This window comes from Planctopirus limnophila DSM 3776 (genome assembly GCF_000092105.1).
GTDB lineage: Bacteria > Planctomycetota > Planctomycetia > Planctomycetales > Planctomycetaceae > Planctopirus > Planctopirus limnophila.
This window is the reverse complement of record NC_014148.1, coordinates 111,686-134,910: the sequence shown is the minus strand read 5'-3', so window position 1 is coordinate 134,910 and position 23,225 is coordinate 111,686. Positions and strand designations below refer to the sequence as shown.

The 23,225-nt window shown below is 54.7% G+C and carries 16 protein-coding genes and 1 tRNA gene; 10 read left to right on the top strand and 7 right to left on the bottom strand.

Annotated features, from left to right (window positions below; translation table 11 throughout):
• Positions 1-31 precede the first annotated feature (31 nt).
• From PLIM_RS00515 to PLIM_RS00490, 6 genes are all read left to right on the top strand, one after another.
• Positions 32-616, top strand: coding sequence for a Uma2 family endonuclease (locus tag PLIM_RS00515; RefSeq protein WP_013108383.1), 585 nt, complete (start codon positions 32-34; stop codon positions 614-616).
• Between the two features lie 295 nt (positions 617-911).
• Positions 912-2,072, top strand: a complete 1,161-nt coding sequence (gene mqnE, locus PLIM_RS00510) for an aminofutalosine synthase MqnE (protein WP_013108381.1) — start codon at positions 912-914, stop codon at positions 2,070-2,072.
• 136 nt (positions 2,073-2,208) lie between these two features.
• Positions 2,209-2,694, top strand: coding sequence for a VOC family protein (locus PLIM_RS00505; protein ID WP_013108380.1), 486 nt, complete (start codon positions 2,209-2,211; stop codon positions 2,692-2,694).
• 66 nt (positions 2,695-2,760) lie between these two features.
• The gene (locus tag PLIM_RS00500; protein WP_013108379.1) at positions 2,761-3,063 is read left to right on the top strand and encodes a hypothetical protein; all 303 of its coding nucleotides are present in this window, start codon (positions 2,761-2,763) and stop codon (positions 3,061-3,063) included.
• 62 nt (positions 3,064-3,125) lie between these two features.
• The gene (locus tag PLIM_RS00495) at positions 3,126-5,624 is read left to right on the top strand and encodes a hypothetical protein (protein WP_013108378.1); all 2,499 of its coding nucleotides are present in this window, start codon (positions 3,126-3,128) and stop codon (positions 5,622-5,624) included.
• A gap of 583 nt (positions 5,625-6,207) precedes the next feature.
• Positions 6,208-7,773 (top strand): 2-isopropylmalate synthase, encoded by a 1,566-nt coding sequence (locus tag PLIM_RS00490; RefSeq protein ID WP_013108377.1) that lies wholly within the window; start codon positions 6,208-6,210, stop codon positions 7,771-7,773.
• Positions 7,774-7,885: 112 nt separating this feature from the next.
• On the opposite strand, the gene PLIM_RS22135 is transcribed toward PLIM_RS00490, so the two are convergent.
• Entirely contained in the window at positions 7,886-9,619 is a 1,734-nt protein-coding gene (locus tag PLIM_RS22135; protein ID WP_013108376.1) for a GGDEF domain-containing protein, read from the bottom strand.
• Positions 9,620-10,204: 585 nt separating this feature from the next.
• On the opposite strand from PLIM_RS22135, the gene PLIM_RS00480 reads away from it, so the two are divergent.
• The gene (locus PLIM_RS00480) at positions 10,205-12,400 is read left to right on the top strand and encodes a TolC family protein (RefSeq protein WP_013108374.1); all 2,196 of its coding nucleotides are present in this window, start codon (positions 10,205-10,207) and stop codon (positions 12,398-12,400) included.
• 147 nt (positions 12,401-12,547) lie between these two features.
• On the opposite strand, the gene PLIM_RS00475 is transcribed toward PLIM_RS00480, so the two are convergent.
• Together PLIM_RS00475 and PLIM_RS00470 are read right to left on the bottom strand one after the other, a co-directional pair.
• A complete protein-coding gene (locus PLIM_RS00475) occupies positions 12,548-13,102 on the bottom strand; it encodes an NIPSNAP family protein (protein WP_013108373.1) in 555 nt (184 codons plus the stop codon).
• A 198-nt stretch (positions 13,103-13,300) separates the two neighbouring features.
• Positions 13,301-13,603, bottom strand: coding sequence for a hypothetical protein (locus PLIM_RS00470; protein ID WP_013108372.1), 303 nt, complete (start codon positions 13,601-13,603; stop codon positions 13,301-13,303).
• A 602-nt stretch (positions 13,604-14,205) separates the two neighbouring features.
• Between PLIM_RS00470 and PLIM_RS00460 the strand changes: the two genes are divergently transcribed.
• Positions 14,206-16,584: a heavy metal translocating P-type ATPase gene (locus PLIM_RS00460; protein WP_013108371.1), complete on the top strand. Its 2,379-nt coding sequence runs from the start codon at positions 14,206-14,208 to the stop codon at positions 16,582-16,584.
• A gap of 220 nt (positions 16,585-16,804) precedes the next feature.
• Here the strand turns inward: PLIM_RS00460 and PLIM_RS00450 are convergent.
• Positions 16,805-16,878 (bottom strand) — tRNA-Val (locus PLIM_RS00450).
• Positions 16,879-17,501: 623 nt separating this feature from the next.
• Here PLIM_RS00450 and PLIM_RS00445 point away from each other — a divergent pair.
• Both PLIM_RS00445 and PLIM_RS22130 read left to right on the top strand, forming a co-directional pair.
• On the top strand, positions 17,502-18,539 hold the full coding sequence (locus PLIM_RS00445; protein WP_013108370.1) for a DUF1559 domain-containing protein: 1,038 nt from the start codon (positions 17,502-17,504) through the stop codon (positions 18,537-18,539).
• A 241-nt stretch (positions 18,540-18,780) separates the two neighbouring features.
• Positions 18,781-19,218 (top strand): transthyretin-like family protein, encoded by a 438-nt coding sequence (locus tag PLIM_RS22130; RefSeq protein ID WP_013108369.1) that lies wholly within the window; start codon positions 18,781-18,783, stop codon positions 19,216-19,218.
• Positions 19,219-19,276: 58 nt separating this feature from the next.
• Here PLIM_RS22130 and PLIM_RS00435 read toward each other — a convergent pair whose 3' ends face one another.
• The 3 genes from PLIM_RS00435 to PLIM_RS00425 all read right to left on the bottom strand — a co-directional run bounded on the left by PLIM_RS00435 (position 19,277) and on the right by PLIM_RS00425 (position 23,065).
• Complete coding sequence (locus tag PLIM_RS00435; RefSeq protein ID WP_013108368.1) at positions 19,277-20,164, bottom strand: hypothetical protein; 888 nt, start codon at positions 20,162-20,164, stop codon at positions 19,277-19,279.
• Between the two features lie 336 nt (positions 20,165-20,500).
• On the bottom strand, positions 20,501-21,175 hold the full coding sequence (locus tag PLIM_RS00430) for a CvpA family protein (protein ID WP_013108367.1): 675 nt from the start codon (positions 21,173-21,175) through the stop codon (positions 20,501-20,503).
• Positions 21,176-21,262: 87 nt separating this feature from the next.
• A complete protein-coding gene (locus tag PLIM_RS00425; protein ID WP_013108366.1) occupies positions 21,263-23,065 on the bottom strand; it encodes a GspE/PulE family protein in 1,803 nt (600 codons plus the stop codon).
• Positions 23,066-23,225 lie beyond the last annotated feature (160 nt).

The following is a 23,225-nucleotide window of genomic DNA, read 5'->3' as shown; positions in this document are numbered from 1 at the left end:
CGAGTGAATCTTCAATCGAGGAGGCATAACGATGTCGATTGCCGAACTTCCCCTGAGCCCAGTGACAAGGCGCATGACGGCCGCTGAGTTCCTGGCACTTCCGGACGAGCAACCGTGTGAACTGGTCAAGGGAGTCATTGTCGAGATGAATCCGCCATCCCCGCGTCATGCCATTGTAATTTCCAATTTGAACTATCTCTTGACGACCTGGGCTCGGACTCATAACAGCGGCCTGGCTGGTGGGCACGAGACGGCTCTACAAACCAAGTCTGAGCCAGACACCGTTCGCGGCGTTGACGGCTTCTACATTTCGTTTGCACGCCTCAAAGGGAACGTGCTTCCCGAAGGTCCGTTGCTCCCGGCTCCCGAGCTATGCATCGAGGTCAGGTCACCTTCAAACCGCTGGACTGACCTGTTGGAGAAGGCGGTTGAGTACCTGAAGATTGGCGTCGAAGAAGTCTGGCTGGTCGAACCCACTTTGGCCCCTGCCGACCGGTTCATCGAATCGCACCGGCTCGATCGCGATCCCATCCGCTTCCGCATGGGTGAGACACTCACATCGCCATCGCTCCAAGAGTTTCAAATGGAAGTCGGACAGGCCTTCTCTGGAATCTGACTCGCAGTTTCACGTGGAACACAGCGTTCTTCGCGATCCCCCCGACATCTAATTCCGTGTGGCACGTCCCTGGAGGCTTTGCGAAAGGGCGTGGTCTTCGCAGCGTTCAGCATCATGTTTTGAGTCCCACCCAACTCCCAAGATCACAACACCTCGACCATCATCAGTCCATTCGCCCATCCTTAGCTCCACCGAGATTCCGCCACATCGACAGGAAATCCTCACGACAGATGACGGGACGTGTGCCGCCTGCCTAGAATCCTGAAACGATTCAAAACAGGTAAGGGAACACGTCATGGTCAGTCAGCAACAGCAGGCGATAGCCCGTCCGGATGATCCACGATTTCTGGAGATCGCTCGCAGAGTCCGTCAAGGTGAGCGACTGACTCTGGAAGATGGTCTCTTTCTGGATCGTGAGGCCGACCTCATGGCGATGGGTCGCCTGGCCAATGAAGTGCGTGAAAAGCGTCACGGCAACATCACTTTCTACAACACCAACATCCATCTCAATCCCACCAACGTCTGTGTTTATCGCTGTCGATTCTGTGCCTTCCGGGCTGACCTTCGCGATGAGAAAGCCTACGCCTTTACTGACGACCAGGCCCGCGAGCGCATTCTGGAAGCACAGTCCCGAGGAGCCACAGAGATTCATGTGGTCGGTGGGTTGCATCACCAGAAGAAGTTTGACTGGTATGTGAACCTGATCCGTGTCCTGCACGAGACTTGTCCCGAGATCCATATCAAGGCATGGACTGCGGTGGAAATCGCGTGGTTCTCATTCCTGACCAAGAAGCCCGTGGACTGGGTCCTTTCCGAGATGAAGGCCGCTGGCCTGGGGAGTCTCCCCGGAGGTGGTGCCGAGATCTTCCACGACGAAGTTCGCCCACAAATCTGCGAGCACAAGGCTGATGGCGAGAACTGGATTCGCATTCACAGAGCCGCCCATCAACTCGGGCTCCGTTCGAATGCCACCATGCTCTACGGGCATGTCGAACGGGCTGAGCACCGGCTTGATCATCTCATGAGGCTCAGGTCATTGCAGGATGAAACCGGTGGTTTCCAGACCTTCATCCCACTCGCCTTTCATCCCGACAACACCAAGCTGGCACACATTCCCAAGCCGACGGCCCGGATGGATCTCCGCATGGTCTCTCTGGCCCGACTCATGCTCGACAACTTCGACCACATCAAAGCGTACTGGATCATGCTGGGGGAAGAGACGGCCCAGGTCGCTCAAAGCTTTGGAGCCGACGATCTCGACGGGACGGTGGTACACGAGTTGATCTATCACGATGCAGGTGCGAAAACGCCCGAAGGTTTGACCGTCAGCAAACTGCACCGCTTGATCCAGGAAGCCGGGCGAGTGCCAGTGGAACGCGATACGCTCTACCGCCGGGTCGTTCGAGAGGGGGCGAAGTGGTCCATCGAAAGTGACGGGAAGACGATTGGTGTTTGAGAGTTGGTATTTGGCGTTTGGTATTGGATGTTGGGAAAGGTGTTTGGAACTCAAATTGTGTATTGTTAGGGTGATGGTCTAGGGAGAGAACTCTTTCTCAAATACCCAATTCCAAACACCAAACACTGAATTCCTCATGTCCACTCCCCGACCATTCCACGTGAAACAGATTGACCACGTGACCATCGTGGTGAAGGATCTGGTGCGTAGCCGCTGGTTCTATCACGAGATGCTTGGGATGGCCGAAGTCTCTCGCCCGGCCTTTTCTTTTCAAGGCCAGTGGTTTCAGGCAGGCTCCACACTGATTCATACCATCCTCGAGTTTGAGGGCTCTGGCCCGGCTGGTCAGAGTGGTGGGAGATCTTCCCGTGGGCACCATATCGCTTTCGCAGTGCCAGATGTTCGCATCGCGGAAAAGTTCCTGCAGCAAGAGGGGGTGCCAATTGTCGTCCCTTGCAAGCTCAGACCCGATGGTGCCTTGCAGACCTTTCTACATGACCCCGACGGCCACCTGATTGAACTGACCTCGCCACCTGAGAGTCTGTTTCGACCCGGGGCGTCACTGGCAGTCGATGTGAGCAGTCAGGTCATGCTGGATGGTGTCTTCTCACTTTTGACCTGACGAACGCGCAGGTGAATCTTGCACGAATCAAACTTTTCATGCCCCTGATTTAAGGAACGACAACCAGTGACAACACCAACTGATGCTCCTGGTAAAGGTGTGATGAACTTCGTCGTCTACGGGCTCATCATCATTCTGCTGGTCGCTGTATTCGCTCAGGTGGTCTTTACGATCACGGCCATGCTCGGTAACCAGATCGATCCCCGTTATCTGGCTCTTCTACAACTACTAGCGCCTGTGGTTGTGGGTACCTGTGTCATTACCTCGCTACTCACTCTGCTCTTGCCACCTTCAAAGCTCAGGTCGAATGTCCCCAAAATCTGTTCATTGCTGGTGGTCATTCAGGTCATCCTCTGGGCAGCCGGTTAGCAGGATCTCTGCCTTCAGCAAGTGACAAGAAATCCTCCAAGATTCGACTCCGAGAAAACACCATGATCGACAGTACTCGCTGGACGTTCGCCGCTTGCCTGCTCTCGCTATGGGCTCTGACAAGTGATGCGAAGGCTCAAGGACCGCAGGTCGCACCCCCGATCTCGGGGATCTATCCGCACCTGGCGATGTTCAACGACGAAGGAGAATGTGGTACTGGAGCCGTCGTGCCGTTTGGTGGCAAGCTCTGGGTCATTACCTATGGCCCGCATCTGCCATTAAGATCATCCGACAAACTGTATGAAGTCACGCCTGAACTGCAGCAGATCGTTCGGCCCGAAAGCGTGGGTGGCACCAATGCCAATCGGATGATCCATGCAGCCACCAATCAACTCGTCATTGGCAGCCATGTGATCGACGCTGATGGAAAAGTACGGACGATCCCCCGCAACAAGATGCCGGGCCGCCTGACCGGGAATGCGACGCACCTGTCGAGTCCACAAACCAAAGTCTATTTCGCGACGATGGAAGAAGGGCTCTACGAAGTCGATCTGAAGACGCTCGACATTAACTGCCTGATCCGGGATGGCAACAACTTCAAGCCCGAGCAGTTGGACATTGATCTCTCGAAAGCCATCTCATCCAAACTGCCTGGATATCACGGCAAAGGTTTATTCACTTCGCAGGGGATTGTCGTTTACGCCAACAACGGCGATCACGATCCGCGCGTCGTCAAAGATCCCACGGTTCCCAGTGGAGCATTGGGGTATTTTGATGGTGTGGCCGGTACTGACTGGCAGTTGATTCGGCGTAATCAATTCACCGAAGTTACCGGCCCCTCGGGGGTCGTTTCCAATGATCCGAATTCGACACAACCCATCTGGAGTCTTGGCTGGGATGCTAAGTCACTTCTGCTCATGGTCTGTGAGAAAGGTCAGTGGCACACCTATCGCTTGCCTAAAGCTTCGCACAGCTATGATGGAGCCCATGGCTGGAATACCGAGTGGCCGCGTATTCGCGATATTGGTGAAGAGAGTCTGCTCGCCACGATGCATGGAAATTTCTGGAAGTTCCCCAGAACATTCTCGCCGGGTAACTCGGCTGGCATTGCTCCGCGCAGCAATTATCTCAAGGTCGTGGGCGACTTCTGCCCATGGAACGACAAGATCGTTCTGGGATGCGACGACACGGCAAAGAGTGAGTTTCTCAATAAGCGCAAGGCCAAGGGAGAAATTGCCGGACCCGGTCAGTCGCACTCCAACCTGTGGTTTCTTGATCGAGAGCAGCTTGATCAATTGGGGCCCGTTATTGGTCGAGGCTCGGTCTGGCTCAATGAAAGCGTCGTGGCCAATCAACCCAGCGACCCCTATCTGATCGATGGTTATACCCATCGGCAACTGGTCATTCACAGCCCGCAGCCTCTGCAGGCGAGCATTCGACTGGAAGTCGACAAAGCGGGAACTGGTGAATGGACGACTTACAAAACCTTGACGTCCAATGGTCGCTCGACGATCTGGGAGAGCCTGCCGCGCGATCTCCAGGGAGTTTGGATCCGACTGGTTTCCGATCAGCCCATCGAAAATGTGACAGCAACTTTTGGCTCATCGAACCCTCCCGCAGAGTCTCGAAAAAACGTGAGTGATCTTGCTCAAGGGTTATCGCTGGCTGGTTCAGAGAAGCGGTCGGGTGGTGTGATTCATTCACGCGGCGGGAACTTTCGCTCTTTGCGGTATGTGGCCAGGACCTCGAACGGCCAGACGGGCTGCTACGATCTGACAACAGATCTAAAGACTGGTGCACTCACACTGGCCAAAGTCGATGATGCCGACGGTATGGCCTGGACATCAAAAAACGTCGCCATTCCGCAGAATGTCATCAGCCGGGATGAAGCATCGATTGTGTATGAGGATGCATCGGGCCGCTGGCGATTGCCTGTGGGAGATTGGCAGGCACCTCTGGCTTCGGGTAGCTATGGCCCGCAGCGCGTGTGCCGGGAAGTCTGTACGGAGCGTGACTTGTTCCATGCCGGGCAGACGTTCTTTGAACTGCCGGCTGAAAACGCGAGTGGAATGGCGAAGATTCGGCCCGTGACCACGCACCCTTACAGTATTGATGACTACGCAAGTCATCGAGGTTTGCTGGTGCTTTCGGGTGTCGCAGATGACGCAGCGGCCGGTCCACATGTCGTTCGCTCGACGGATGGAGCTTGTGCTCTGTGGGTGGGTGCTGTTGATGATCTCTGGTCTTTGGGGCAACCGAAAGGAAGTGGCGGCCCATGGAAAAACAGCCAGGTGACGGCGAACGTTCCCAGTGATCCCTATCTGCTGACGGGCTATCGCCACCGGCGTGTTGAGCTCTCGCATGATCAGGCGGAGGCTGTGAATGTGACAATTGAAATCGATGTGACGGGAACAGGTCTCTGGACCGAGTGGAAGACCATCGCTGTTCCTGCGGGCAAAGCCGTCGAGGAGCAGATCCCGGATGACACAGTGGGTTACTGGATTCGCGCCCGTGCGACACAAAATGGCAAGTTCACCACCTGGCTGGTGTATGGGGAATGAGAGAGGTGGGTGTTGGGTATTTGATGTTCGGTATTTGAATCAGACCAACGGGCAGTCGCCCAACAGTTTTCAAGATGGGACTGTCATTGGTTGAGCTGCGGTCAATGGAATGTCAGTTCCCCGAACCCAGACTCAACCTCCCGTGTCCATCCCAACACCCAACACCCAACACCCAACACCCAACACCCAACACCCAACACCCAACACCCAACACCCAACACCCAACCCTTGACTTCCGTCCGGTGAGTCTCTAGCGTTATGGCATAAGGACAAAGCCCTATGCATCCAGAAAACTTCAATCTACTACGATTTTCCAGCCTGCTACTACGCAGGACGGGGGAGAATCTGTAGTCGATTGATGACCAGAATTTTGACCCCGTTGCCTGCTGGCACCGGGGTTTTTTTATACCCGGACTCTTTCCTCGCAGTGAGGTACAGGTGCCAGCAGGTGATACCAGTTCTGGTTTCCCGCAACCTGTCTTCAACTGTTCGATGAATGGTGAATGCCTGTGGAACGCTGGATCGACTCCAGCTCTCTCAGCTTCATCCCTGAGTTTGGAATACTAAATCGAGGATTATGAAAATGACTTCTGCCACAAAGACTTCACCTGCTGACCAGATCATTATCTTTGATACGACACTTCGCGATGGTGAGCAGTCGCCTGGCTGCAGTATGAACACCGATGAAAAGCTCGAAGTGGCGAAAGCTCTGGTCGATCTCGGCGTCGATGTCATTGAAGCGGGCTTCCCGATTGCCAGTCCGGGTGATTTCGAAGCCGTACGTAAGGTCGCCGAAAGATTCGGCGAGCAGGCCACGATCTGCGGCCTCGCTCGTTGCCGGAATGAAGATATTGATCGAGCTGCGGATGCGGTCTCAGCGGCCCGCCGCAAGCGGATTCATCTCTTCCTCGCCACCAGTGCCATTCATCGAGAATTCAAACTCAAAATGGCAACGGAAGAGATCCTCAAGCGTACCGCCGAGATGGTCAGTCGCGCCAAAGAGCGCTGCGAAGATATTGAGTTCTCGCCCGAAGATGCTTCGCGAACGGAACTCGAATTTCTCGCACAGGTGGTCGAGACGGCTATTCGTCACGGCGCGACCACGGTCAATATTCCCGATACCGTGGGCTACGCCACGCCATCGCACTACTTCAACGTGATCAGCTATCTCAAGAAAAACGTGCCCAATATCCAGCAGGCTGTCATCAGTGCACATTGCCACAACGATCTTGGACTGGCAGTGGCTAACAGTCTCTCGGCCATTGAAGCCGGTGCGCGACAGGTCGAATGTACGATCAATGGGCTCGGTGAGCGGGCCGGAAATGCGGCTCTCGAAGAGATCGTTATGGCTCTCCGCACGCGGCAGGATTACTACAAAGTCGGTACGAAGATCAACACTCAAAAGCTCTGCCAGGCGAGCCGACTGGTGAGCAACGTGACGGGCATGATCGTCCAGCGCAATAAAGCGATTGTCGGCCAGAACGCCTTCGCTCACGAATCGGGTATCCATCAGCATGGCATGCTGCAGAACCGTGAGACTTACGAAATCATGCGTCCTGAAGACGTAGGCTTCGTGGGCCAGAATCTGGTGTTGGGCAAACACTCAGGCCGACATGCTTTTCGCAGTCGAGTGGCCGAGTTGGGCTACACTCTCGACGATGAAACGTTCCAGCGTGTCTTTGATGAATTCATCATTCTCGCCGACAAAAAGAAATCGGTCTACGACGCGGACATCATTGCGATTATCGAGCATCAGGATCGAAATGCCTCGGATCGCTGGAAATTGCAGAGGTTTCATATTGCTGCCGGGACGGGCACAATCCCGACAGCGACAGTCGAGCTGCATGATGACCAGCATCAGGTGCATTGCGATGCGGCTATTGGCGATGGCCCGGTGGATGCCGTCTGCAAAGCGATTGAACGCATTATGGGAGTCTCGGGAACACTTGACAATTATCAGGTGCGCAGTGTCTCCGAAGGGAAAGATGCCCAGGGTGAAGTGATGATCGAGCTCATTACCGGCGGCCGTAAGTACCATGGTAAAGCGGTCAGCACCGATATTCTCGAAGCCAGCGCTCAGGCGTATTTGAAGGCTCTGAACAAAGCGGCGATTGGCCAGCCGAGCGAGCAAAGAGAGCCTGGGGTTTGAGAGGAGTTGATGTTTGGTGTTGGGTATTTGGTATTTGATATTCGAGAAGTCATACCGTTGACGTCAAATGCCAAACGCCGAAAACCCAATACCAAACTCCAAACACCAAGTCTCACGACACTCCGGTCGCGGAGATGGCCGTTGGTTCCTGAGCACAGCAGACTCGATTTCGGCCAGCCGACTTGGCCTCATACAAGGCAGCGTCGGCCGCCGAGATCAAGGCTTCTGGTGAAGAGGCATGGAGCGGACAGGTGGCGACACCCACGCTGATCGTGACCGTGAGTAATGCCGATTCGACGGCAAAGGGGTGAGAGTCGATGGCTGCGCGAATCCCTTCGGCTATGCGTAATGCTCCCGTGATTCCCACGCCGGGAAGCAGAATAGCCATTTCTTCGCCGCCATATCGCGCCAGGAGAGCCCGGTCTCCCGAGCGAATCTTGCCCATTTGCTCGCGCAGAATTTGTGCCGTTTCACGGAGAACGAGATCACCCGCCTGATGCCCATACTGATCATTGATTGATTTGAAGCGGTCGAGATCGCATAACAGCAGAGAGCATTCGAGCCCCAGTCCCTGTTGCACACTGTCAATCTCACGAGCCAGTTGCAGATCGAATGTCCGGCGGTTGGCCAGATCGGTCAGTCCATCCTGCCTGGCCTGACGTTCCATCTGCAGGAAATTGATCGACTTCTGGATCGTTTCGGAAAGCACATCTGCCGCCCAGGTAATCAATTCCAGATCGACTGGGAGTGGTGCTGCTGACTGTCGGCGCGTGAGGCAAAGCAATCCCGCGTAGCGATGTTTGTGACGAATCGGCGCTGTCACAGCCGATTGCATGAGCGTATCGACACCGACTCGCTTGAGATGGAGTTGATCGAAGACCGTGACCTGGCCATACAACTGACCCATACTCGATAGTGTATCTTCGTGCTGAAACCAGCGTGTTTCGACGCCTGGCGGTAATTGTACGCCACAACGAATCAATGCTTTGCAGGTGGCAGCACCCTCTTTGGGCAGCACGTACAGACTGGCTCGCTCCGAGCCTGTAATCTGCGCCAGTCGAACCATGAACCGTTCAATCATGCGCAGTGGCTGCTCGCTCTGGCTGTCTGCGATCGACCGCAATTCGAGCATCTCGCGGGTGGATCGCAACTGATGGGTATGATGTTCGAGCGTAAAGAGCTGCTTGAGTGAACCTGCCACACAGGACATGAGGCGAGTACTCAGATCCAACTGCTCGGCTTGTGGAGCTGCTGTGGGTAATAGCTGTGTCGTTGCCAGAACAGCGCAGAGTTCTTGTCCGACGCCTACGGGAATCAGGAAAATCCGACTGGCCTTGCGTTTGTCGGAAGGTGTCAACGACGCATAGATCTGGCTTTTCCGCAGAGGCTGGTCTTCCAGGACCAAAGGCGAACCACTGGCCAGTGTCGCCAGATGATGTGTATCGATATGAAATGCTTCGAGCGATTCGTCACTCAGACCACGGGCCTCAAAGACTGTTCCGCTGCTGCGATCCAGACGAATGATGGCTGCAAAACCAGAATCTGTATCGGGAATGAATCGCTTGAGAAGAACGGCGTACCCTCGCTCGGGATCGTTCTGTGTGAGAATTTCGCGGAGAACCACGTTCTCCAGCCGGGTGATCATCTTGTCACGAGTCAGGTGCATGACCTCGCGTTCAAGGCTCTTGACTTCACCAAGAATTCGAGCGGAATTCCGGTCAGATCGTTGTCGCTGCAGCACATGAATTCCATGCTGGAACAGGCAGACAGTTGCTAAAGCCAACAGGCCGGCAGTCCCGGAAAGGACTCCTTCAAGTTGTGCAAGAATCGATACCAGGCCGTGCATGAATGGAAATGCCCCTCATTGGCCACCAGCAAATCACCAGAGAAAATTTTCCTGATGGCATTGATACGATGCGCGAAGGCAGCGTCAGCCACAGGCTTCTCTTGAGAGCTTCACCGGAAAAAGGAATTCCGAATAACCAATGCTGCTAACTTAGCACGGGTTTGAAAGTCGCGCAGAAGTTTTGAATCGAACTTTGCTGAAAGAGCAAACGTCAGCTTGGTTAGCTCACTGAAGATGAGGACAACTGGTTCGGCATCAAACAACGCCTGCCTGCCGAATCACAAGTTCGAGCTGTTCTTCCGGATATGAACAACTTCTCTGGTTGTAGTGAGTTTACCGGCTTGAACGATTTTTCCGATTCCAACAGTTCGTGGTGACATCTCGCGATATCGCAATCCTGGGGACGGCAGGTACTGCCGATTGCCTGTCGTTCTGAAAAGTTACCCAAAGCCTGCCGTCCGGCGTGCCGATCACTCACGATGACGGAACATCACGCGGTCATTTTCTGCGCAGAGAATGCCTGATCACAGATCGCGACAAGCAAACGAACAAGAGTCATTGAAGACTTCATGGAGACCGGCAAGGATGTGGTCGCGTGAGCGGATTCTCCGCTGGCGATGGTTGAGCGTAGTGGTGGCCATCATCACTTTGCCTGGCCCAGGCTGCGCCCGCTACCAGCCCACTCCCGCTGCGAACATTGGTATTGATACCTCGCATTACGAGGCGATGGGCCGCAAGATCGAGTATCCGAAAATCGAAAAGGTTTCGGACGAACAGATTCTCGAAGCGACCAGTGCACCGATCTCGCTCAGCAGCGAAACACCGACAGAGTACCTTGATCTTTCTCTTGAAGAAGTTATGCGACTGGGTCTGGCACAATCCAAGGCTTTCCGCGATCTGGGCGGATTGGTGCTAAGATCTCCCGAAATTGTGCGTACCAAGAATGATCCTGCCATTGCACAGACGGATCCCAGGTTCGGCATCGAAGCCGCACTCAGTGCATTTGATGCGCAGGTGGCAGCCAGTGCCATGTGGGAGAAGAACGACCGCGCATTGAACAACCAGTTCTTTGGTGGTGGGACGCGGCTGCTTACTCAGGATTTCAACGTCTATCAGGCTCAGATCTCGAAAACAGCCGCGACGGGTTCGAATTTTGCCATTCGTAACTACACCCAATACGATGCCAACAATGCACCCGGGAACTTCTTCCCCAGCGCGTGGACAACCTGGTACGAAGGTGAAGTTCGTCAGCCATTGCTGCAAGGCGCCGGGGTCGATTTCAATCGTATTGCCGGGCCGAATGCCCAGCCTGGCCTGATCAATGGTGTGGTGATTGCCCGGATCAATTCGGATATCTCACTGGCTGATTTTGAAGTTGGTGTCCGTAACTATGTGAGTGATGTTGAGAACTGCTACTGGGATCTGTCATTTGCCTGGCGTGATCTGGAATCGAAGATCGCCGCCCGTGATGCGGCTCTCGAAACCTGGCGTCGCATTCGGGCTTTATACGAGCAAGGTCGACGAGGTGGCGAAGCCGAAAAGGAAGCTCAGGCCCGTGAGCAGTACTTCCGCTTTCAGGAGGAAGCCCAGAACGCACTGCATGGCCGCTTGCTCGATGGCACACGGACCAACAACGGCAGTACCGGGGGGACCTTCCGCGGGACAGGCGGGGTTTTTGTCTGCGAACGCCGACTGCGTCTGCTGATTGGTATGCCCATTAACGATGGTCGACTCATTCGAACTGCCGACGAACCGTCGGCTGCCAAGCTTTCTTACTCGTGGGAATCAACTCTCGGTGAAGCTCTTTCACGACGAGTTGAACTCCGCCGCCAGAAGTGGCAGGTTCGCAAACGTGAACTCGAACTTCAGGCCAACAAGAACTTTCTCAAACCACAACTCGATGCCATGGCCCGCTACCGCTTCCGTGGATTCGGCAAAGATCTGTTGCCAGACGGAACAGGTGGTGAGTTTGGTGATGCCTATTCAAACCTGACTTCGGGGAACTTCCAGGAGTGGCAGTTAGGCCTCGAGTTCTCCATGCCTTTAGGATTTCGTCAAGCTTATACCGCCGTTCGTAATGCGGAATTGCAACTGGCCCGAGATCGTGCGTTACTTTTCGAGCAGGAACGATCAGTCATCCACGACTTGAGCAACGCCATTGCCGACGTGGATCGTTCCTACCAGATCGTCGAAACTGCACTGAACCGCCGCATGGCTGCACGAGAGCAGGTTGAAGCGGTTCAAGCGGCCTTTGACGCCGACAACGCGACGGTTGACCTGCTGCTCGAAGCTCAGCGTCGGATGGCTGATGCCGACATTTCCTACTTCCGGGCCGTCATCGAATACTCGCTGTCGATCAAGAACGTCCAGCTCGAAAAAGGAACCTTGTTCGATTACAACGAAATCTCGCTCGAAGAAGGGCCATGGCCAGAACAAGCTTATTGCGATGCTCTCGAGCGGCAACTGCGTACTCACCCGGCCAGCCGGTTCGATCATCCTAAACAGTTGGCGCCACAGGTCAGCGAAGGCCCGATGATTCAGACTCTGGCACCGGCTCTGAATGAACCGCAGGGGATGACCTATCCACCGGTTGAGGGAGGCTCTGTCCTCTATGATGACCAGGCCATTGATGCCCCCGGTTCACCAGAAGCCACACAGCTCTTTGACAAAGTTCTCTCATCTCCGCCTCAGCCGGCAGGGAACTTGCCTGCGTTCATCCCACCGGCCCCAGGGGCCAACGAGAACGAATCCAATCCAGAATTCGATCCCGCATTCAAATAGCAGCGAGCGATCTCAATCTGTGCCGAACTTGCGGTTCTTGGCGAGAATGCGATTCCCATCTGGAACAGTCCGTGCAGATCGAAATTCTCTGGACGGACGGAGATTTCATCATGAGTGACATCACGAAGTGAGATCGCTGATTGACGGCTATTTCATGGGAGAATAATCGGTGGCATTCAGATAAACCGATTCCACCTTCTCGACAATCTTGCCGTCTGCCTCAGAGGCTTCGCGTGCCGCTTTCCACGCAGGATCTTCGCGAAAGGCCTTCCATGAGGCTGCCGCAGCCGCTTCGTTCTCATGGGCAATCAGATAAATGAGTTTATTGTCACCATTGGCCGGTGTGAGATAGATCACATTCGTCATCCCATGCTTAGCGAAAAGCTGAGTGGTGTGATCGCGAAAGCGCTTGTTCAGCGCATCCAACCGCCCGGGTAGTGCCGTGTAAGTCCGCAGTTCATAGAGCTTTTTCGTCTCTGCCCGGTTCGCTTCGGCCTGCGAAATTTTTAATGTGTAACCATATCCCAGCCCGCCACCGATCAGTGAGGCCAAGGCCCACAGCAACAGGGTCTTCCCGAAAGTGGAAGGGCTCGTATGTGATGACTGCGAGGCCTGAATCGTACGGTCATCCTGAGCCGATGCATGATTGCTATCGGACTTGGAAGCGTTAGGTGTCGGCGCGTGAGAGATGAGTCGACTCATTGATGTGGCTCCAGTTCCATTCGGGTCACTTGAAAGCATCTTATCTGTGTGATGCTTTGCATAATGATACCAAACTTCAGCGATCAGCCGCACAAGTGAATTCTTGATCGACGTGCATTTTCAGGAGTCAAACGGGCCCGCGAAAGCCATCTGTTCCAGGAGAGCATTCACGTGGAGAGCACTCACGTGGAATACCCACTAGTTTGGCAGCAGCTGTGCAGGAGCCATGGCTGTGGCTGGATATCCACCGAATGGCTGAGATGTCGCCACTGTGGAGGTTCCCAGGTTCATGCCAGAAGCATCTGCACCCTGAAAGAATTGCCCACCGCCGCCACCGGCAGGAGGATAGAAGCTGGGCGAGCAGTTACCTGTCGAGCAAGGTGATGGAGCTGCAGCACCACAAGGGCCACAAGGATTGCAGCGATTGGCAGAGCAGCAGCAGCCAGAAGCCGAAATTGCAATCGCGAGACCAGCCAGTGCCAAGGCCATACGAGTGAACATGAACAGATTCCTTCAGGAACGGGAGAGAGGGGGGAAATCGGTTAGCCGATGAGCAAAACGCTCGGGCTTGAGAGGGGTTTTCAATTGTCTGGTGGCCGCCGGACAGTGACCACGCGAAGTGTCTTTTCTTGAAGAATTCTGGCAGGACGGCTCACTCACATTCGTGACTGCAGCGAATCGAGACAAAACCCGGCAATGCCAATGCGGGGAACATTTTCATTGCTGAGGCGGGGTGTATCGGAAGATTCCGCCGCTGCAAAGAGCAGTTTTCTATTTTTTTTGAAGTTTTTCGGAGCGACGAAAAATTCGACTCAAGTGCCCCGACTGCAAAAATATGAATTCATCGTAGGGAAGATGGCGAAACCTGCTGGCATCGACAATCGAAGATCTGCCGGCGACAGTGGTGAAGTCCACAAGCTTTGCGAGAACTTTTTGCCACAACAACGGGCGATTGGGGATCACCACTCGTAAGCTGCCTGAGCGAAACCTTTATCACTTCCAGAGATCATCGGTACGATTGATACGATGGATGGGTGCTCAATGTCTTGACACGCACGCTCTCTGCTCTCAGGCCCTCTGATCCTTTGCTGAAGACCTGCATCATGCCTGTGCCACCTTCCAGACCATCCTCTCTGCTGACCATTCTAGAACCGCATCGAGAAACAGATCCGGTGTGTGGGATGTCTGTCGATCCAGCCCATGCTTCAGGTTCCCTGGTACATGCCGGCACCACCTATTACTTCTGCGCGCGCTCCTGCCTGATCAGGTTCCGTGCAAATCCGGAAGTCTATTTATCCCCCGATGCGATTCGTCACGATTGTGCACAGTCCACACCCGCTGCCCCGGGTCAAACATACATCTGCCCCATGGATCCCGAAGTTGTCCAATCCGCACCAGGTAGCTGCCCCATTTGCGGCATGGCTCTGGAACCGTCACAACCCACATTTCAAGCAGGGCCCGATCCCGAATGGATGCTGCTTTCATCCCGCTTGCGCTGGGCCGTTGTTCTGGGTCTCCCTGTCTTTGTCATTGCCATGTTGGGCATGCTCCCTTCGAGTGCCACCATGCAGTGGCTGCATGCCAATATGTCATGGCTGAACTGGATCCAGTTGCTTCTGACCACGCCGATCGTCTTCTATTGCGGCTGGCCCTTCTTTGAGCGCGCCTGGAAGTCGATCCTCAGTCGCAACCCGAATATGTTCACGCTCATTGCCTTGGGTGTCGGTACGGCTTACCTCTACAGCCTGCTGGCCACGATCATTCCCGGCCAGTTTCCGACTTCATTTCACATGCAGGCCATGAACACCTCGCCTGAAGCCCCTGTCGTTGAACCTCATTTTGCTCCTGTCGTGGAGCCGTATTTCGATAGTGCCGCAGTGATCATCATGCTGGTACTCATCGGGCAGTTGATGGAACTGAGGGCTCGCCAGGCGACAGGCGAAGCGATTCGCTCGCTCCTTTCGCTCACTCCACCAAAAGCCAGATTATGGCATCCATCAGGGAGAGAAGAGGAGATTGCCCTCGAACATGTGCTGGTGGGTGATCAATTACTGGTTCGACCTGGTGAGACCATCCCTGTCGATGGATTTGTTCTCGAAGGAACCAGCGACGTTGATGAATCGATGATGACGGGGGAATCGTTGCCTGTGGAAAAACATCCCGGGTGCTCGTTACTGGGTGGCACAACCAATGGCTCAAGCCCACTGCTCTTTGAAGCACAGCATGTGGGAACAGAGACGATGCTGGCCCGCATTATTGCTTCAGTCTCTGAAGCCCAGCGGACCAGAGCACCCATCGAACAACTCGTCAATCACGTCTCCCGATACTTTGTGGGAACTGTGGTGCTGGTGGCTCTGGCAGCATGGGCTGGCCATAGCATGCTGGGTGGCCCGGAAGGCTGGCAACGAGGGTTGATTCATGCGGTTTCTGTTCTGGTGATTGCCTGCCCGTGTGCTCTGGGCCTGGCGACGCCTATGGCGGTGACGGTGGGGATGGGGCGTGGTGCCCGTATGGGGATCCTCTTTCGAAATGCCGAAGCGATTGAAACCTTGCGTGCGATCGATACGCTCGTCATCGACAAAACCGGCACGCTCACACTGGGCCAACCCGAACTGACAGCCATCTTCCCAGAGACCGGTTTCGATGAGTCCACTGTGCTGCAGTGGGCTGCAGCTGTCGAACTGGGAAGTGAGCATCCGTTATCGAAAGCGATCGTGGCCGGTGCTCGTGCGAAGAACCTGACCATCGAAATGGCCCATGAGATCCAGACAGCCCCGGGCCTGGGCATTGCAGGGCAGGTGCAGGGTCATGGGATTCAGATTGGCAATGCCCGATTCCTGGAACAAGCTGGGCTCAAGACTGACCAGTGGCAAAAGGCCAGTTCGCAGCAGCAGGATGGGCAGATTGTCATCCACATGGCGATCGATCAGCAACCCGCAGCCACGTTCCTGCTGGCCGATCAAGTGCGGCCATCGGCAGCCGAAATGCTGAGCAAACTCCGTGGACAAGGTCTCCGCATCGTCATGCTGACGGGCGATCGACGAAGCACGGCAGCACATCTCGCCAATAAGCTGGGAATCACGGAAGTGATTGCGGAAGTTCTACCCGATGAAAAAGCGGCAGCGATCGCAGAGCTTCAGCAGCAAGGGCGATTCGTGGCAATGGCGGGAGACGGCATCAACGATGCACCAGCTCTGGCTCGGGCCAATGTCGGTATTGCGATGGGAACAGGGACAGATGTCGCCATCCAGAGTGCGGCCGTCACGCTGGTCAAAGGCGATCTGTCGGGGATCGTCCGGGCCATGGAACTGAGCCAGGCCACCTCGCGAACAATCCGTCAGAACCTCATCCTGGCCTTTGGCTACAACGCCATCTGCATCCCGGTGGCGGCCTTGGGCTGGATTACTCCCATGTGGGCCAGTGCCGCCATGAGCCTCAGTTCCGTCAGCGTGATTCTGAATTCGTTACGCCTGCGAAGATGAGCGGTTGACGAAAACATCAGCACGGACGTGCAGCTGATGAACAACAGGGGCCAACCATTCTTCGCGATGCTCAAGAGACCGCATCGAACGGAAGTTCGATCCCCAGGTCGGCAATGACCTGCCACTGGCGATTCCTCCCACCGACAACAGAAAACCCCACAAAACAAGGCGTTTTGCGGGGTCGTGATGCTTAGTGATGAGGCAGGCAAATCTGGTGGATTGGACGATACTGGACTCGAACCAGTGACCTCCACGATGTCAACGTGGCGCTCTAACCAACTGAGCCAATCGTCCGGCTAACTTAAAATTAGTCGCCAGCCCTCGGAGATGCAAGCGAGGCGTGGATTGCCGGGTGGTTCTCCGGGGCGAATTTCTGGTCGCGGCGTGCCGGGGAACCTGCTTTTCGTCGCATGCGCACGGCGTTTTGTCGGGAAATGATCAGGATTACCACTAATTCGCGACTCCTGCAGAAAAGAATGGGCACCGAATCAATCTTATGATCGAACTCCCGTAATCCTACCTGTCATTTCGTGCATATCACCTACGCGTTTGTCGATAAAACACTCAACAAATCAAAATCTGTTGTTGTATTCTGTCTACCGGACTGATAACAATTTGGGCACACCTCTGCCCAGACTTCTGGCATATTTCTGATTTTTTCAGTGTTTATGTCGATCAAAAGATGGGCGATTAATTTTCTGCTTTAGAGTTCTGAGAAGACTTGGCTTTTTTACAGCTTGTTTCTCCCCATAATCCAGTTTGTCGCCGTATGATAACTCGGCTATTCGCAAAATGCCTGTCTCATTGATCGATGGGTGGAATGTTTGTTGCTGCAAACTATAACTTTTAAGTGTTTTCACTCATTTGCCATTTCGGGCCGTTGTTTCGGTTTTTTTCAAATTCTTGGGAGGATGTCGATGCCTAAACGTTCAGGGTTCACACTGATTGAGTTACTGGTGGTCATTGCGATCATTGCGATTTTGATTGCTCTGTTGTTGCCGGCGGTGCAGCAGGCTCGGGAAGCGGCTCGTCGCACCCAGTGCCGCAACAATCTCAAGCAGATTGGTCTCGCTCTACACAACTATCACGACGTTCACCGCCAGTTCCCGTTCGGAACATTCCCGCAGGTTGGAACGGGCACGACACGCACGAAGTCGGCCTCTTGGCTGGTTCGTATTCTGCCCATGATGGATCAAGGTCCCGCGTTCAATGCACTGGACTTTAGTGGCAACGATTTCACGGGTCAGGACGGTGTTGCCAAGAATTGGCTCCAAATGTCTACACTTAGAATTGGCGGGATCAATTGTCCCTCCAGTCCACTCCCGACTACTCGCACCCAGACTCCGAACAGTGCAACACAAACTGCACTCGGAATCCCTGCCACAGCCACTGGTATTCAGATCTGCGATTATATTGGAAATTCAGGTTCCTATAACGATCCTGCTAATAACAACAACTGTTGCCCTAATCCTAGCCATTGGGGTGGTCAAGGCCGCAGTAATTGGAATGGTGTGATCATTTCCGCAACAGCGTTTGATGGAAGTGGCAATCCATTGGGGATTCCTTCGGTCGACGTGGCGAAAATCACCGACGGAACAACGAACACAGTCATGGTAGCGGAGCAGAGTGCGATCGATCCTACCTGTGCCAATTTCAATGGTGGCCAACGCGACTGCCGCGGTTTTGGTCATGCTGGCGGGATGTGGGGTGCAGGTAATGGGGGGACAGATTGGTGGGGTGGATTAACAGTCGTCCGTGGGACTATCAACCAGGCGAGTGACATTGTTTCCAACTATCCATACCGACGTCACACAAAAGTCAACTCTACACACACCGGTGGAGCCCACGCCTTACTGGCAGATGGATCTGTGCGTTTCTTTTCTGAGAATATGAACGAGCCGACTTGGGCGAATCTCAACTCGAAGGCTGATGGTGTACCCGTCGGTGAGTTTTAGAGACTAGTTCTAGTGCTTCCGGCCACGCCTGTCTCGGAATGTGAGTGCCCCAACTTCTTTCCGTCAGACAGCGTGGCCTCACTTTTTACATCAGCCAACTCGTCCTTATTCAGTCAATCGAGTTTTGTGTCTTCGTGGCGATATCCGCCTCAACGTCAAGAGTTCAGACTTTGAACTCGCTCCGAACAATATCTATATGACTGATTGCAATATAGAACATTTTCTAATGAGACCTCTAGCCATGTTGTATCGCTTGAGTCCTGCACTTCTCATGTTGATTTTGACAAACGTGGGCTGTCAAAATTCGGGTGAATCATTTGTACTTGCACCTGTTGAAGGTCGTGTTGTACTCGATTCCACCCCAGTCCCTGATGCTCTCGTGCAGTTTAGCCCTACCAAGGGGCCATCTTCACAGGGTTACACAGATTCAAACGGTCAGTTCACTCTGATGGCGACCGCTGGTAAAGGTGCAGTTGTAGGGCCTCATAGCGTCAAAGTGACAACTGGACTTCCAAAACCTGCTGAAGTAAGTTCTTCGGAGGCCAACGAGCCACCTAAAGAAGTTTCGCTGGGGAATTCACCTCCGACAGACTACATATTTGAATCGACAATGAGCATTGAGAATAACAACAATGTGATAGAGCTGGATTTGAATAAAGCTAAGAAACGAAGAGGCTAATTTTCTAGCCGTGCGTATGTTTTGCGTGCAACTTACTTATCTGATTCTGAGCACTTTATTAACCCCAAACGAATGGCCCGATGAAGATGCTTGTGGTGGCGGCTAGTATCAGGAGGGCGGCTGTCGCCAGTTGAATGTCTGTGGATTGCCTGGCGGCGTGGTCTCCATGAGGCCCGGCACTGTAAAGATACCGCCTTTCGGCTTCGGTCATGGCGAGGCAGGCACAGAACAGGCCGCCGAACCCGAAGATTGTCGCCGGGAGCTCCCACCATAAGCTCTCCCACTGCGCCAGTGGTGAGAACAGAAATGCGGCCAAAGTCGATGTGGCTCCCCGGCCGATCCACGTCCAGGCAGAGGTTACGGGAGTCAGTCGCTCGTAGAGGAGTTCAGCTTCCAACTCTGTGGTATGTATTGGCGCAATGACGTCCAAACCGGTCTGCATATCATCAGCGGGAGAGGTGACTGATGTTCCTCGACGAACGACATGTGGATATCGCCTGGCGACTCTCGGGCGGGACGCACGAAACTGCATGCCTGCGGTATACCAGCGGGCTTGACGGACTTTTTCTGCCGTTGCCGGGGGAGCCGCTTGTTGACCGTCTGCCAAAGGAGCAGAATCTGAGTTGATGGCTGGGGCAGGCTTGCGCTGGAGTGATCGAAATGCAGGGACGGCGGGAAGCCGCTGGGGCTGCTTCTGCTCCCGCATGACATGCCAGAGGCCACGGAGGGACGGAGCACCACGGGCTGTGGGAATCATCTTCTCAGTATCGAGAGCAGTTTCCGTTGCCTGAGGCTGTAAAGCGTCGGGATCTATTGCCTGGGTTTCGACAGGGTGAGAAAGAGAATCTGATGCAGGTTCTCCCCGCATGATCTGCCAGAGACTTTTGGGCCGATGTGGCGGGTCAGGCTGATCTGGCGGGGCGGGAGTGTCCTGAGTTTCAGCCATCCGTCGGGTTCCTGAGGACGCACCGTCCCTCATGCAAAATGCCACTTTTGATCAGCAGCGTGCTCCGTCGAGATGCAGGCTGTTAATCGCCAAGCGAGCTCCTTCATGCACATGTATTTGAGCGGGTTTCAACTCGCCATTTCAAGTTGAGATCTGTTTCTCAGGAAACGACAGTGCGTTATGGGCTGCGAAGACATGCTTGCCCAGAGCTGCAAGCATGACACGAAGAGCGCTGTTTCTCATGGAAATTGCATCCGATGAGCTGCGAGTTCGCCACGAAGGCCTCGAAGAGCACAAAGGTTGGGGAAGAGTCTGGAAAGTCGGGAGATGAGCGACCTAGAACCCTGGGTTGGTGGTGACGGGTGCGCCGGGTGTCGTGACAGGTTGTGCGGGTGCGGCAGCAGCGCCCATCCCGGTGGAAAATCGTTCGCGGCGGGTGGCATAACGAATGGGGAATGAGGACCACTCGCTGTTGGGATAGCTGGCGACTTTCATGCGGGCCGTATCGAACGAATGGCCGTCGCCGCGTGCGAGGGCGTGTTCGGAAACGAACTGCGTCAAACCCAGCCATTGGCGATCAGGAGCGGCCAGGCCCAGGAAGTTGGGACGCTCGGCGCGAAATCCTAAAAACTCGCGGGGTAAAGGGGCAGTGTGCAGAGCTGTCAGCAGGAAGGCCATGCTCACATAGCCTGTAAAAAACGCAAAGGCCCAGCGAATGGGTTCATGAGCCATGGGGGCGACTTCGACGTGTAGCTTCACCAGTTGTTCAAAGCCGACACGCAAAGCGAATAATGCCGCGATAAAGAGTCCCAGCAGTGCAATCATGTCGGCACGATTGGCAAAAAAGGGTGAGATTCCTTCCAGCAGAATCGCTACGGGCTCGAAGAAATTCATGGCAATCAGGCCGGCGATCAACGTGCATAGAAAAGTGATCACTGCCGACCAGGCACCGTCACTGGCGACACACCAGGTGACAACCCCCAGAATGGCCAGAAGCAGAATATCAATCATGGCTGTTCGCCCTGTAGTTCACGAAATGAAGCAGATCAACATCAATCAACAGAATCGAGGGAGGCAGATCGTCAGGTTCGAGGAAGATTACTTCACCACGCGGAGAAGTTCTTCGAGGCTTGTTGTTCCTTTGAGAACCAGTCGCAGGCCTTCTTCTCGCATGTAAAGCATGCCCTGTTTACGGGCTTCGGCCCGGACAGATGTCATGTTCGGCGATTCCCGCAGCAGGTCTCGGATGCGATCGTTGATCACCAGCAATTCAAAAACGCCGATTCGTCCCATGTATCCCATGCCACTGCAAGTCGGGCAGGCATCGGTACCATCCTTGGGCGGGCGGTAGAACACACCGGCTTTCTCGGCGGGGAGACCGATCTTTTCCAGTTGATCGGCGGAGGGCTTGTACGACTCTTTGCAGTCGTCGCACAATTTGCGACAGAGCCGCTGGCCGAGAATGGCTGAGAGCGAATCGGAGAGGAGGAACGGTTCGACACCCAGATCGATCAGACGCGAGAGGGCTGTAATCGTGTCGTTGGCGTGAACTGTCGAGAAGACCATGTGTCCGGTGTTGGCTGCCTGACAGGCGATCTTGGCGGTTTCTCCATCACGAATTTCGCCCAGCATCACCACATCGGGATCCTGGCGAAGAATACTGCGCAAAGAGGCCGCAAAGGTCTGCCCCGCTTTTTGATTGATTTCGATCTGGGTCACACCATCCATCTTGTATTCGACGGGATCTTCGACAGTGATGATGTTGTTTTCGTAGCGGTTGATTTCCTGGAGAGCCGCATAAAGTGTGGTCGATTTACCGGCACCAGTTGGCCCGCAGGAGAGGAACAATCCGTGGGGTTGTTGGACAATTCCTACGATCTGCTCGATCAACTGCTTGCGCATGCCTAGATCTGCCAGGCGGCGGACTGTTGAACCACCATCGAGAATACGCAGCGACATCTTCTCGCCGAACTGTGTACCCTGCGTGGCGACGCGAAAGTCAATTTCGCGACCTTCGGTCTCGGCACGGAAGCTGCCGTCCTGTGGCTTGCGGCGTTCGGTGATATCCATCGCTCCGAGCACTTTGAAAATATTCACGACCGATTCGCCGGTGGGTCGATCGAATGGTTCGGCGGGGAACATCACTCCGTCGACGCGCAGCCGGACGGCGAATTCGTCGTCTTTGGGCTCGAGGTGAATATCGGTCGCCCGGCGAAGAATGGCGTCGTAGACAAGTTCCCGAGCGGAAGTGTAGCCTCGGCTGCTTTCGACTTGCCTCGATCGATCGACCTCGCCAGCCCCTTTATTCGACTTCCCGATAAACGTGATGGGTGGCCCCATGGCGGCATGGACCGCTTTCTTGCCACCCACTTCAATCCCGAGGCGTGCCAGGCCGCGTATGGCGATGGTCTGGAGATGATAGGGCGTAAGGATCTTCGAGTTCTCAGGAACCTTGCGGTTACGTTCGGGAGCATAGCCTCCCAGTAAACCGGCATAGCAGATCAGAAATCCGAGGACGGCCACCAGCGGTGTCGGCCCGAGATACAAAATCAGCACAGCGGCGGCGGCGACGAGTAAACCCAGCGTATTCCAGAACTCGGGGCGGACCTTCAGACTGCGCGCATCATCAGCAATCCAGCCCAAGGTCCAGACCATCAGCGTGACCAGCGACAGTGAGAAGATGAGCATCGGGAGGCTGAAGTAATATCCCGCAGAACCCGGCTGGGTGGGGTTATTACCGCGGTAGAAAAGGCCTCCTGGGACAGGTGGATAAGTCGAGGGAGCGGCTGTGGTGACAGCGCCACCTTGTGCCAGAGCTTCGCCCTGAAACAGGCACATGCTGCCAGAGACCAGGATGCCCCAAAGCAGCGAGTACTGAAGGAGAGACAGTAAGCGTTGCATTCCATTTCTCGGAAAGAAAAGTCTCAATCTGCCCGAACTGGTGAAGCATTCGACTTGTTGAGATGAAGGCCCTATGCCGACAACTCGCCGAGTGAAGAAACCAGTGGCATTCACCGCACTGCTGAAGGGTAATCAAATTGCCAGGCGAAACAAAGAGGGC